This is a genomic window from Variovorax sp. KBS0712, assembly GCF_006323185.2.
Lineage (GTDB): Bacteria > Pseudomonadota > Gammaproteobacteria > Burkholderiales > Burkholderiaceae_C > Variovorax > Variovorax boronicumulans.
In genome coordinates this window covers 989,411-1,001,436 of sequence record NZ_VCCD02000001.1, presented here as the reverse complement: position 1 = coordinate 1,001,436, position 12,026 = coordinate 989,411, and the positions used below count along the sequence as shown (strand labels likewise).

Sequence of the window (12,026 nt, the reverse complement as noted above, 5' to 3'; positions counted from 1 at the left end):
ATTGCTTGTTGTCCTTGTGATGCGCCCGCGCAAAGGCGCAAGCCCCGGCGATTAATGCCGAGGCAGATGACAAGCCCGTGAAACTGCAACCGAAAGGTTGCGGTGCTCAGCGACCGCTGCCGTCGCGCTGGCGGTCTTCGCGCTTCACCGCGAGGTAGGTGTCCAGGTCAACCTCGTGCAGCTGGCGCGGGTAGCGCTCGGCCGCCGCGAACCAGTAGCGCTGCCGGCGCTCGGCCGGGTCGTTGGCGCCGGTGGCCAGGTAGGCGTCGAGCGTGAGGAAGTAGCGCATCGCATTGCGCTCCACCAGCCCGCGCAGGCCACGGATGTACTCGGGCTGGCCGTCGGCGCCCTTGCCCACCACGGTGAAGCCCACCTTGGAACTGCCGAAGGTGGCGAGGTAGGCCTGCGTGGCAAGCCGCACCATCGTGTTGTGGTTGTAGCCGTAGCTGAAGTGCAGGAAGGTCTTGCGCTCGTCGAGCGCCACCGCTTCGAGCCGCACGCGGTAGTTGCTGGTGCCGAACGGGCCGGTGTCGGCCGACATCTCGACCTGCAGGTGCTCGGGCGTGGCGCTGGCCACGCGGTAGGCAAAAGGCAGCTCGAAGGCCTGGTCAACCGGCTTGTCGTAGCGGCGCACCACGAACAGCGTGAGCGTCTCCTTGCCCTGCGGCGAGGTGCTGATGCGGCAGCGCCGGTTGTTGATGTGCAGCGTGAGCAGCTCGCACCAGTGGTCCGAGCCCTTGAGCGCCGCGCTGACCTTGGACAGCGGGTGCTCGACCACGGCGTAGATGTCGCCCTCGAGGCCGCCGGGCGTCTCGGTGGAGTCGAGCTGCACGGGGCGCCCGAAGCGGCTCTGGTCGAGCTTGTCGCTGAGCTTCTGGTGCTCGGCGCGCAGGGCCTGGGCACCCGCGGGCGCGGAGGCCTCGGGGGCCGCCGCCTGCGCCAGCAGCGACACGCCGCAGCAGGCGGCCACCGCCAGGATGCGCTTCCACGAAACCGGCACGGGGGCGAACTGCTCATCATGGGGCTACACGATACCCCGGTTCCGCCGCACCAGCAGCAGCATCGCCCCCGCCAGCAGCGCCGCGCCCAGCCATTGGCGCGGCGCCATCGGCTGCGCCAGCCACAGCGCCGCGAGCCAGGCCGCCACCAGCGGCTCGATCAGCGTGCCGACCACCGCCGCCGTCGGCGAGAGCCGACGCGCACCCCAGGCGAAGGCCAGGTAGGCGACCGAGGTGGTGGCCACGCCGGTGTAGGCCGCGCCCGTCCATTGCGCCGTGCCCTCGGGCCAGGTGATGCCGTTCGCCACCGCGACACCGAGCATGCACAGCGCCGCGGCGCTCATGCCCCAGGCGGACGCGGTCACGGCCGGCACCCGCGCCGGCATGCGCGCGTTGCCCAGCACCACCAGCGCATAGCAGACGGCCGAGCCGAAGGACCACGCCAACCCTGCGCCGTAGCCCGTCGGCAAGGCGCCCCAGCCAGCGGCCGGCATCACCAGCAGCAGCACGCCCGCCAGCGCCAGCACGAGGCCACCGAGCAGGCGCGCGCCGAAGGGTTCGTAGCCGCGCAGCGCCGACACGCAGGCCACGATCAGCGGCGCGCAGCAGATCGAGATCACCGTCGGCAGCGCGGCGCCCAGGTGCGCGATGCCGGCGAACCAGCAGCTCACGTTCAGCGCCATCGCGGCGCCGGTGCCGACGACGTGGCCCTGCTCGCGGCGCGTCAGATGGCGCCAGCCGGCATCGGTGGCCGGCGCGCGCCGTGTCGCCTGCCAGTGCAGCCACCACAGCAGCGGCATGCCCAGCGCGAAGCGCGCCAGCGACAGGCTGTGCGGCGCAATGCCGCCGTCGATCAGGAATTGCGCCACCAGGGCGCCGCCGCCCCAGAGCACGCCGGCCAGCAGCACGCCGCCCCAGGCCAGGGCGGCCGTTGTTCTTGCATTCATGTTGAAACTCTCCGTGAGGCCCGCTGCCTCGGCGTCGCGTCGACGCATTGCCGGGGGCGGGCATGACCATCCGGCCACCGTCCGGCCTGTCTTCGCTCAGCGGAAGAAGGCGGACGGCAGCGACCACTTGCGGGTCTGACAGACGCGGCGCGAGGCGCGCGCGAACGTCAGCGGCAGGTCGACGAAGGGGGAGAGTGATGCAGGTGCATGAGCGGCCGATGATAGGAGCGACGCCCCGCGCCCACAAGAGAGAATCGCCCGCATGTGCCCTGCCCTTTCTCACTGCATGCCATGAAGCGCCAAGGTCGACTCGTTCGTTGGGAGGCCGAGCGCGGCTTCGGTTTCATCCGCAGCCCGGAGGTGTCGGCCGACGTCTTCGTGCACCTGCGCGACTTTCGCGACCGTCAGCTGAAGCCGCAAGTCGGCATGGCGGTGCACTTCGAAGAGATCCATGTCGGCGGCAAGGGGCCGCGGGCCATGGCCGTGGAAGCGGCTGCGGCCTCGGCGGCTGCCGTGCCTCGTGCAGCGTCACGCGCGCAGCCGCGCCGGCCTTCGGGTCGCAGCACGGCCGGCACGCCGTGGGGCGCGTGGCTGATCGGGGTCTACGCCGCCGGCCTGGGCGCCGCTGTGTGGCTCGGTCGCCTGCCGCTGCTCGCGCTGGCGGTCGTCGCGGGGCTGAGCCTGCTCACCTTCGGGGCCTACGCCTTCGACAAGAGCGCGGCGCAGGCCGGGCGCTGGCGCACGCAGGAAAGCACGCTGCACCTGCTCGCGCTCGCGGGTGGCTGGCCGGGCGCTTGGTGCGCGCAGCAGCTGCTGCGGCACAAGTCGAGCAAGGCGAGTTTCCTGTGGAGGTTCTACGTCACGGTCGCGCTGCATTGCGCGGCGCTGGGGGCGTGGGTGTTCTGGCTGTCGAAGCACGCGGCCTTCGGCTGACCGCGCCTTCAACCAGGCCTCAACGCACCTTGCGTGAAGGCTTGTTGAGCGGCTTGCCGCCGCTGCCGTTGTCGCGCGGCGGGAGGCCCGTGTGCTGCGTGAGGATGCGGCCCTTGGAGGGCTTCACCGGCGCCAGCCTGACCGGTGCCGCGGCCTTGGCGGCCACCGGCGCGGAGGTCGAGTTCTTGCGGCGCGCGCTCGTGTAGCCGCCATCGGTCAGCGGCTGCCACGTCGGGATCAGGTGGTGCTTGCCGTTGCCGATGAGGTCGGCGCGGCCCATGCTCTTGAGGGCTTCGCGCAGCAGCGGCCAGTTGTTGGCATCGTGGTAGCGCAGGAAGGCCTTGTGCAGGCGGCGGCGCTTGTCGCCGCGCACGATGTCCACCGTCTCGCTCTCGCGCGTGATCTTGCGCAGCGGGTTCTTGTTGGTGTGGTACATCGTCGTCGCCGTGGCCATCGGGCTCGGGTAGAAGGTCTGCACCTGGTCGGCGCGGAAGCCGTTCTTCTTGAGCCAGATCGCGAGGTTCATCATGTCCTCGTCGCTGGTGCCCGGATGCGCGGCGATGAAGTACGGAATGAGGTACTGCTTCTTGCCCGCCTCGGCCGAGTACTTCTCGAACATCTGCTTGAACTTGTCGTAGCTGCCAATGCCGGGCTTCATCATCTTCGTGAGCGGGCCCTGCTCGGTGTGCTCGGGCGCGATCTTCAGGTAGCCGCCGACGTGGTGCTGCACCAGCTCCTTCACGTACTCGGGCGACTGCACGGCCAGGTCGTAGCGCAGGCCGGAACCGATGAGGATCTTCTTGATGCCCTTGAGCGCCCGCGCGCGGCGGTAGATCTTGATGAGCGGGTCGTGGTTGGTGCCCAGGTTCGGGCAGATGCCCGGGTACACGCAGCTGGGCTTGCGGCACGCCGCCTCGATCGCGGGGCTCTTGCAGCCCAGGCGGTACATGTTGGCCGTGGGGCCGCCCAGGTCGGAGATGGTGCCGGTGAAGCCGCTGACCGAGTCGCGGATGGCCTCGACCTCCTTGATGATCGAATCTTCCGAGCGGCTCTGGATGATGCGGCCCTCGTGCTCGGTGATCGAGCAGAAGGTGCAGCCGCCGAAGCAGCCGCGCATGATGTTCACGCTGAAGCGGATCATTTCCCACGCGGGGATCTTGGTCGCCCCGTCGTGGCTGCCGTTCTCGTCGGCGTAGCGCGGGTGCGGGCTGCGCGCGTACGGCAGGTCGAACACGTGGTCCATCTCGGCCGTGGTGAGCGGAATGGGCGGCGGGTTGATCCACACGTCGCGCGCCGTGGCGCCCTCGCCGTGCGCCTGCACGAGCGCACGGGCGTTGCCGGGGTTGGTTTCCAGGTGCAGCACGCGGTTGGCGTGGGCGTAGAGCACCGGGTCGCTGCGCACCTGTTCGTACGAAGGCAGGCGGATCACCGAGCGGTCACGCGGCGGCACGGCGATCTTGCCGCGGCCCTGCAGCGCCGGGTTGGGCACGAAGTTCAGCGGCTTGATGGCGGGGTTGACGACCGAACCCGCGGCAGAGCCCGCGGCTTCGGCGGCCTTGGCGACGGCTTGCGCCTCGTCTTCCTTCGCGCAGGTGGCGCCGTTGGCCTTGGCCTGGTCGGACACCATCAGGTACGGGTTGACGTGCGCCTCGACGCGGCCGGGTTCGTCGACGCTGGTGGAGTTGATCTCGAACCAGGCCTCGGGCGTTTCGCGCCGCACGTACGCGGTACCGCGCACGTCGGTGATCTGCTGCACCGGCTCCTTGGCGGCCAGGCGATGCGCGATCTCGACGATGGCGCGCTCGGCATTGCCGTACAGCAGCAGGTCGCACTTGGCATCGACGACGATGGAGCGGCGCACCTTATCCGACCAGTAGTCGTAGTGCGCGATGCGGCGCAGGCTGCCTTCGATGCCGCCAAGGATGATCGGCACGTCGTTCCAGGCTTCCTTGCAGCGCTGCGAATACACGATGGCCGCGCGGTCGGGGCGCGAGCCGCCGACGTCGCCGGGGGTGTAGGCGTCGTCGCTGCGGATCTTCCGGTCCGCCGTGTAGCGGTTGATCATCGAATCCATGTTGCCGGCCGTGACGCCGAAGAACAGGTTCGGCTTGCCCAGCACCTTGAAGGGCTCGGCGCTTTGCCAGTCGGGCTGCGCGATGATGCCCACGCGAAAGCCCTGCGCCTCGAGCATGCGGCCGATGACCGACATGCCGAAGCTGGGGTGGTCGACGTAGGCATCGCCCGTAACCACGATGATGTCGCAGCTGTCCCAGCCGAGCGCGTCCATCTCCTTGCGCGAGGTCGGCAGGAACTTGGCCGTGCCGAAACGGGCCGCCCAGTACTTGCGGTAGCTGGTCAGCGGCTTGGCGGCACGCGCAAAAAAGGAGACGTCGACGGGGGCGTTCATCGGTGGGAGCGGACAGCGCTAGGGCGCCGCCTGTGTGGGCAACCCTCGATTTTAGGGTTTTCCAGCATTTCTGTCGCCCTGAAGATCCCTTGCCCCGGGATGCGAGGGCTCCTATTTGATTGCCAAAGTCAATCAATTTGAATGACAATGGCAACCATGCCCACGCCAACGCCCTCCGTCGACCCGTCCGCCGTCAAGGCCATCCGCCGGTTCAACCGCTTCTACACGCGCCGCATCGGTGCTCTCGACCCCTATCTGGGCAGCGACCTGTCGCTGACCGACGTGCGCGTGCTCTACGAGCTGGCGCACCGCGAAACCCCGGTCGCCAGCGAGATCGGGCGCGACCTGGGCTTCGACGCCGGCTACCTCAGCCGCATCCTGCGCCGCTTTGAAACCCACGGCTGGCTTACGCGCGAGCCGCACCCGCGCGACGCCCGCCAGAGCGTGCTGCGCCTGACCGAAGCCGGCCATGCCGCGTTTGCGCCGCTGCAACAGAAATCACGCGACGAAGCCGCTGCCCTGCTCGCCGCGCTGCCGCCGGCGCAACAAAACCAGCTGGTGCAGGCCATGGACACGGTGCAGGCGCTGCTCGAACCGGCCGCGCCGCCGGCCCGGCCCCAGGCCGCCGTGCTGCGCGACCCGGCGCCCGGCGACATCGGCTGGGTGGTGCAGCAGCACGGCGAGCTGTACGCGCGCGAATACGGCTGGGACCACCGCTTCGAAGCGCTCGTGGCGGGCATCGCGGGCGAGTTCCTGCTCAAGTTCCAGCCCGAGTGGGAGCGCTGCTGGATCGCCGAGCTCAACGGCGAGCGCGTCGGCGCGATCTTCGTGGTGCGCAAGTCGGCCACCGTGGCGCAGCTGCGCATGCTGATCCTCACGCCGGCCGCGCGCGGGCTGGGCCTGGGCGGACGCCTCGTGGACGAGTGCATCGCCTTCGCGCGCCGCAAGGGCTACAAGAAGATGACGCTGTGGACCAACAGCTGCCTCACGGCCGCGCGCAGCATCTATGCCAAGCGCGGCTTCCAGCTCGTGCACTCGGAGCCGCACGAGGGCTACGGCCAGCCGCAGGTGGGCGAGACCTGGGAGCTGAAGCTGTAGCGCTTACTGCATGTACCAGCCGTGGCTCACCACCAGCGACTGGCCGGTGAGTGCATTGGTCGGGAACGCCGCGAACAGCAGCGCCACGCGCGCCACGTCGTCGGTGGTGGTGAACTCGCCATCCACCGTCTCCTTGAGCATCACGTTCTTGACGACCTGCTCCTCGGTGATGCCCAGCGTCTTCGCCTGCTCGGGAATCTGCTTCTCGACCAGTGGCGTGCGCACGAAGCCCGGGCAGATCACGTTGGCGCGCACGCCGTGCTTGGCGCCTTCCTTGGCGACCGTCTTGGCCAGCCCGATGAGGCCATGCTTGGCCGTCACGTACGGCGCCTTCAGCAGCGACGCCTCCTTCGAGTGCACCGAGCCCATGTAGATCACGCTGCCGCCGCGGCCTTGCGCGTACATGTGCTTGAGGCAGGCCTTGGTGGTGAGGAACGCACCGTCCAGGTGAATGGCGAGCATCTTCTTCCAGTCGGCGAAGCTGAACTCGTCGACTGGATGCACGATCTGGATGCCGGCGTTGCTGATGAGGATGTCGATGCCGCCGAAGGCCTTCGCGCCCTCTTCCACCGAGGCATTGACCTGGTCTTCGTTCGTCACGTCGACCGCCACGCCGATGGCCTGTGCGCCCGTGGCCCTCAGTTCGGCGGCGGTGGCGTCGGCCGCTTCCTTGTTGAGGTCGGCAATGATGATCTTCGCGCCTTCCTGCGCGAACAGGATGGCGATTTCCTTGCCGATGCCGCTGGCCGAGCCGGTGATGTAGGCGACCTTGTCCTTGAGTTGCATGGTGAAGCGTCCTTGGAAGTGGTGGATAGGAAAAAAACGAGCAAGAACCGGGCACGCGCCCGGCTGACGTCCCTCAGCGCGACAGTCCCGGCCGCTTGATGCGCCCGGTGCCCGGCTCGCCGAGGTCGAAGGTGGTCACGCCGTTCACCGTGGCGTCGGCGCGCAGCGTCTCGGGATGCGCGAGCGTCTTGCCCATGTCGCGCACGCCCGATTCCCAGTGCTCCTCGACCGCGGCGCGCGAGAACTCGTAGTCCTTCGACTCCAGCTCGTATGTCTTGTCGCGGTAGATCAGGTGAAAGATGTCGATCGGCTCGTGCGTGAGCTGCGCCTGCACCTCGACCACGCTCGGGTCGTTGCGCAGACCGGGCGGCAGCTTGGCGATCAGGTCGGCAATGGCCTGCTGCAGGTTCATGTTGGCCGCCAGCGCGTCGGTGTTCAGGCGCGTGCGGCTCGAATAGGTGATGTCCTTCTGGCGTTCCATCACGCCCGACAGCGTGTGCGGCATCTCGCCGCGCGCATTGAACAGGTCGACCTGCAGCACCACCAGCGCCTCGGAGCGCGGGTGCGTGTCGAGCACGTACTGCAGCGGCGTGTTCGAGACGATGCCGCCGTCCCAGTAGTCGTCGCCGTCGATGTGCACCGGCGCAAAGCCCGGCGGCAATGCGCCGCTGGCCATGATGTGCTCGGGGCCGATGCGCTGGCGCGTGTTGTCGAAGTACACCGAGTTGCCGGTGCGCACATTGACGGCGCCCACGCTGAAGCGCGCCTCGCAGGCGTTGATGCGGTCGAAGTCGATGAGCCGCTCCAGCGTAGCCTTCAGCGGCGAGGTGTCGTAGTAGCTCAACAGCGGCGCGGCGCCACCCAGCAGCAGGGCCGGGGAATAGCGCGGCTCGAAGAAACCCGGGATGCCGACCAGCGAGGCCATGGTGGCGCTCCACTGGTTCTGCGTGGCGCGGTCGCCCAGCCACGACGGCAGGCGCTGCGCCGGCCCCGAGGACACCAGGTGCCAGAACTCGCGCAGCCGGTCGACCCGCTGCGCGGGCGCGTTGCCGGCGATGAGCGCGGCGTTGATGGCGCCGATCGACACGCCCGCGATCCAGTGCGGCTGCTGGTCGGTCTCGCTGAGCGCGGCGTACACGCCCGCCTGGTAGGCGCCGAGCGCGCCGCCGCCCTGCAGCACCAGCGCCTTGCGGGCGGCGCGCATGCCTTCGCGGCGGGCGATGAAGGGATGGGGTGGTGCGTGCGAAGAAGAGGAAGCAGCGGTGGCGGCGCGAGGCTTTTTCTTGGGTGTCGTCGTCATGCGGTCATTGGACACCAGCCCCGCGACAGCCACCTGACCAGGGGCCTTTTCGCGGCTTCGGCCCGGACGAATCTCACATCTTCGGCAGCATCTGCCCGCGGATCTCGCCGCCCGGGTTGGCGGCCGTGTGGATGTTGGCGTACCACTTGCCGGCCACGAGATCGGCCGCCTGCGCCGGCGTGAGCGTGGCCTGGCCCTCGATCGGGCTTGCCGGACTCGCGAAGGGCAGCACCACGCCGGCATTCGCACCCGCGGCGGCGGGCCCGTGGAAGTGGGCCGCCGTGGCCGGGCCGCTCAGGCCTTCGTAGGTGATCTTGTACTTGAGCACGTTGGTGTCACGGTTGAGCCAGGCCTCGGCCATGCCGCTGCCGCGCGTCATGTTGGGCGGCACCTGGCTGGCCGCGTTCATCGCGCCGCTGAAGCTCGCGACGTTCGACTTCGACATCATTCCGCAGCCGGCCAGTGCGACGGCGGCCAGGCCCGCGACGAGGGTGCTGCGCCAGAGTGTGCGAGTGTTGTTCATGGTCGGGGTCTCCTGTGGATGAAAGCATTCAGCATAGGCAGACGACGCCTGCGGCCTTGTCGGCCAGCGCCCCTTCTTCGCACGCCTGTGCAAGAGAATGCAACGATGATTTCCGACGACACACTCCCTTCCGCACACGACGTGGTCGCCTTCTGGCGCGATGCCGGACCCGAGCGCTGGTTCGCGAAAAGCGATGCCTTCGATGCCGCATGCATCGACCAGTTGGCCGCCGCCCACCAAGCCGCGGCCAGCGGCCGGCTCGACCACTGGGCCGACACCGCCGAAGGCGCGCTGGCGCTGCTGGTGCTGCTCGACCAGTTCCCGCGCAACGCCTGGCGCCAGAACCCGCACATGCTCGCCACCGACGGCCTCGCGCTGGCCGTGGCGCGCCGCGCCGTCGAGGCCGGCTTCGACCGGCAGGCCGACGCTCTGATGCAGCGCTTTTTCTACCTGCCCTTCATGCACTCGGAGGTGCTGGCCGAGCAGGAGCGTTCGGTCGAACTCAACGCCACGCAGGACGCCAACACCCAGCACTTCGCCGTGCTGCACCGCGACATCGTGGCGCGCTTCGGGCGCTTTCCGCACCGCAACCGGATGCTCGGGCGCACCACCACGCCGGAAGAGCAGAGGTTTCTCGACGAAGGCGGCTTCGCAGGCTAGGGCCTGTTCACCCTATTTCTGGCGTCGCGTTGGCTGGCAAAGGGGCTGGCTGCAAGGCGCCCGTGCGCAGCAAGGCTGAAGCCTTGCAAGCGCGGGCAACGCCGCAGACGGCCCCTTTGCCAGCCAACCCGAAGGGAAGGTCTGCCACGGCGGGCCACTCGGCGTTGCGCTCCTTGCGTGTGCGCATGCACACGCGGCGTCACGCGCCTTGATTGGCCCGCCGTGGCAGACCTTCGCGACGCCAGAAATAGGGTGAACAGGCCCTAGGCCAGGAAGTCCTCGATCAGCTGCGCCACGCGCTGCGGCTGGTCGTGGTGCAGCATGTGGCCCGCGTCGTCGAGTTGCTCGATGCGCACCGAGGGCACGGACTTCAGGCGCTCGTGGAACTCGGCGAGCGTGTAGCGCGCTTTCCACCAGCCGTGCAGGCTGTCGTCCGAGGCCTCGATCATCAGCGTCGGCGCGGTGATGCGCGCATAGAGCGCCAGTGTTTCGTCGACGCGGAAGATGTTGGCGTTGACGATCTTGTGCGCGGCCTCGCCGAGGATCTGCCAGCGCGCGCTGCCGTCGGGCTGGGCCTGCGGTGCCGACCAGTGGCCGGCCAGCCAGTCCGCCTTGTCCTGCGTGAGGCGCGGGTTGGTCTTCATGAGGCGGCGTGCCACGCCGTCCACCGCCGAATAGCCCGCCAGCGCCTTTTCGCCGCGGTGCAGGCCCTTGAGTTCGTCGATCCACTGGCCGTAGCGTGCGGGCGCCTCGGCGGGCTGGCGCGCGGGCATGCCGAAGCCCTCGAGGTTCACGAGGCGGCGGATGCGCGCCGGGCGCACGCCCGCGTAGTGCATGGCGACGTTGCCGCCCATGCTGTGGCCCACGAGGTCGACCGGGCGGGCATCGTCGCCCTCGCCGGCGTAATGATCGAGCAGCCATTCGAGGTCGGCCAGGTAGTCGGGCAGCCAGTAGTTGTCGACGCCGCCGCCGTCGGTGAGGCCGAAGCCGCGCCAGTCGGGGGCGATGATGAAACGGTCGTCCTTCAGCGCATCGACCACGAACTGCCAGGAGGCCGCCACGTCCATCCAGCCATGCACCAGCACCAGCGGCGGGCGCTCGCTCGACGGTTGCCCCCAGAGGCGGACGTGGTAGTTCAGGTTGCGCACGGGCACGAATTCGCTGCGCGAGGGGCGGAGGGCTTGGTACATATGGCGCTCGATGATACGGAGAGGCCGCGCCGCGCGCAGTCCGCCACAGGACAGGGCGGCGCTCGGTTTCTCGGGGCCGGGGCAGCGCCTGCCGCGCGGGCGCGCTAGCATTCCGCGCATGAAAAAGATTCCACTCGGTCAGAGCGACCTCCACGTCACCCCGATCTGCCTCGGCACCATGACTTTCGGCGAGCAGGTCGACGAGCCCACGGCTCACGCCGTCCTGAACCGTTCGCTCGAGCGCGGCGTCGACTTCATCGACACGGCTGAGATGTACGCGGTGCCGGCAAGCAAGGAAACCTGCGGCGCGACCGAAACCATCATCGGGAACTGGTTTGCGGCCAACCCCGGCACGCGCCAGAAGATCACAGTGGCCACCAAGGTGGCCGGCCCCTCGCGCGGCATGCCCTGGGTGCGCGAAGGCACGGGCATGACGGCGGCCGACATCGAGGCCTCGTGCCACGGCAGCCTGCGCCGCCTGCAGACCGACGTGATCGACCTGTACCAGATCCACTGGCCCGAGCGCCACGTGCCGGTGTTCGGCAACATCCACTACAACCCCGAGAAGGAAACCTCGCAGACGCCGATCCATGACCAGCTCGAGGCGCTGGGCAAGCTGGTGAAGGCCGGCAAGGTGCGCACCATCGGCCTGTCGAACGAGACGCCCTACGGCGTGCACGAGTTCGTGCGGCTGGCCGAGCAGCATGGGCTGCCGCGCGTGGTGTCGGTGCAGAACGTCTACAACCTGGTGAGCCGCGCGCACGAGAACGCGCTCGACGAGACCATGCACCGGCTCGGCGTGTCGCTGCTGGCGTACTCGCCGCTGGCCTTCGGCCTGTTGACGGGCAAGTACGACCAGAGCGGCATCGAGGGCCCCGATGCACCCAAGGGCGCGCGCATCTCGAGCTACGAATCGGTGCGCAAGCAGCGCTGGGGCAAGCCCGACGCGCTGCGCGCGGCGCGGCGCTACAACCAGCTCGCACGCGACCACGGCCTGAGCCCCACGCAGCTCGCGCTGGCCTTCTGCTACACCAAGTGGCAGGTGGCGAGCACGATCATCGGCGTGACCTCGGTGGCGCAGCTCGACGAAGACCTGGACGCCTACGGCACCACGCTGTCGGCCGAGGTGCTGGCCGAGATCGACAAGATCCGCCTGGACATCCGCGACCCCGCCGCCTGACCTG

The 12,026-nt window shown here is 69.0% G+C and carries 11 protein-coding genes; 4 read left to right on the top strand and 7 right to left on the bottom strand.

Annotated features, from left to right (window positions below; translation table 11 throughout):
• Nucleotides 1–106 precede the first annotated feature (106 nt).
• Together FFI97_RS04435 and FFI97_RS04430 are read right to left on the bottom strand one after the other, a co-directional pair.
• Nucleotides 107–1,000 (bottom strand): hypothetical protein, encoded by an 894-nt coding sequence (locus tag FFI97_RS04435; protein WP_260684897.1) that lies wholly within the window; start codon nucleotides 998–1,000, stop codon nucleotides 107–109.
• Nucleotides 1,001–1,024: 24 nt separating this feature from the next.
• Nucleotides 1,025–1,945: a DMT family transporter gene (locus FFI97_RS04430; protein ID WP_144004370.1), complete on the bottom strand. Its 921-nt coding sequence runs from the start codon at nucleotides 1,943–1,945 to the stop codon at nucleotides 1,025–1,027.
• Nucleotides 1,946–2,236: 291 nt separating this feature from the next.
• Between FFI97_RS04430 and FFI97_RS04425 the strand changes: the two genes are divergently transcribed.
• Nucleotides 2,237–2,878, top strand: coding sequence for a DUF1294 domain-containing protein (locus FFI97_RS04425; protein ID WP_139704545.1), 642 nt, complete (start codon nucleotides 2,237–2,239; stop codon nucleotides 2,876–2,878).
• A gap of 19 nt (nucleotides 2,879–2,897) precedes the next feature.
• On the opposite strand, the gene FFI97_RS04420 is transcribed toward FFI97_RS04425, so the two are convergent.
• Complete coding sequence (locus tag FFI97_RS04420) at nucleotides 2,898–5,285, bottom strand: YgiQ family radical SAM protein (protein WP_062481079.1); 2,388 nt, start codon at nucleotides 5,283–5,285, stop codon at nucleotides 2,898–2,900.
• Nucleotides 5,286–5,441: 156 nt separating this feature from the next.
• Between FFI97_RS04420 and FFI97_RS04415 the strand changes: the two genes are divergently transcribed.
• Complete coding sequence (locus FFI97_RS04415) at nucleotides 5,442–6,383, top strand: bifunctional helix-turn-helix transcriptional regulator/GNAT family N-acetyltransferase (RefSeq protein ID WP_260684896.1); 942 nt, start codon at nucleotides 5,442–5,444, stop codon at nucleotides 6,381–6,383.
• A gap of 3 nt (nucleotides 6,384–6,386) precedes the next feature.
• Here FFI97_RS04415 and FFI97_RS04410 read toward each other — a convergent pair whose 3' ends face one another.
• The 3 genes from FFI97_RS04410 to FFI97_RS04400 all read right to left on the bottom strand — a co-directional run bounded on the left by FFI97_RS04410 (nucleotide 6,387) and on the right by FFI97_RS04400 (nucleotide 8,992).
• The gene (locus FFI97_RS04410) at nucleotides 6,387–7,169 is read right to left on the bottom strand and encodes a 3-hydroxybutyrate dehydrogenase (RefSeq protein ID WP_139704541.1); all 783 of its coding nucleotides are present in this window, start codon (nucleotides 7,167–7,169) and stop codon (nucleotides 6,387–6,389) included.
• 73 nt (nucleotides 7,170–7,242) lie between these two features.
• Nucleotides 7,243–8,469 (bottom strand): patatin-like phospholipase family protein, encoded by a 1,227-nt coding sequence (locus FFI97_RS04405; protein ID WP_144004369.1) that lies wholly within the window; start codon nucleotides 8,467–8,469, stop codon nucleotides 7,243–7,245.
• Nucleotides 8,470–8,542: 73 nt separating this feature from the next.
• Nucleotides 8,543–8,992 (bottom strand): CHRD domain-containing protein, encoded by a 450-nt coding sequence (locus FFI97_RS04400; RefSeq protein WP_070060984.1) that lies wholly within the window; start codon nucleotides 8,990–8,992, stop codon nucleotides 8,543–8,545.
• Between the two features lie 105 nt (nucleotides 8,993–9,097).
• Between FFI97_RS04400 and FFI97_RS04395 the strand changes: the two genes are divergently transcribed.
• Complete coding sequence (locus tag FFI97_RS04395; RefSeq protein WP_139704539.1) at nucleotides 9,098–9,652, top strand: DUF924 family protein; 555 nt, start codon at nucleotides 9,098–9,100, stop codon at nucleotides 9,650–9,652.
• Between the two features lie 263 nt (nucleotides 9,653–9,915).
• Here FFI97_RS04395 and FFI97_RS04390 read toward each other — a convergent pair whose 3' ends face one another.
• The gene (locus FFI97_RS04390; protein WP_139702040.1) at nucleotides 9,916–10,842 is read right to left on the bottom strand and encodes an alpha/beta fold hydrolase; all 927 of its coding nucleotides are present in this window, start codon (nucleotides 10,840–10,842) and stop codon (nucleotides 9,916–9,918) included.
• Between the two features lie 118 nt (nucleotides 10,843–10,960).
• Here FFI97_RS04390 and FFI97_RS04385 point away from each other — a divergent pair, with 118 nt between their 5' ends.
• Nucleotides 10,961–12,022 (top strand): aldo/keto reductase, encoded by a 1,062-nt coding sequence (locus tag FFI97_RS04385; RefSeq protein ID WP_139702041.1) that lies wholly within the window; start codon nucleotides 10,961–10,963, stop codon nucleotides 12,020–12,022.
• The last annotated feature ends 4 nt before the right edge of the window (nucleotides 12,023–12,026 follow it).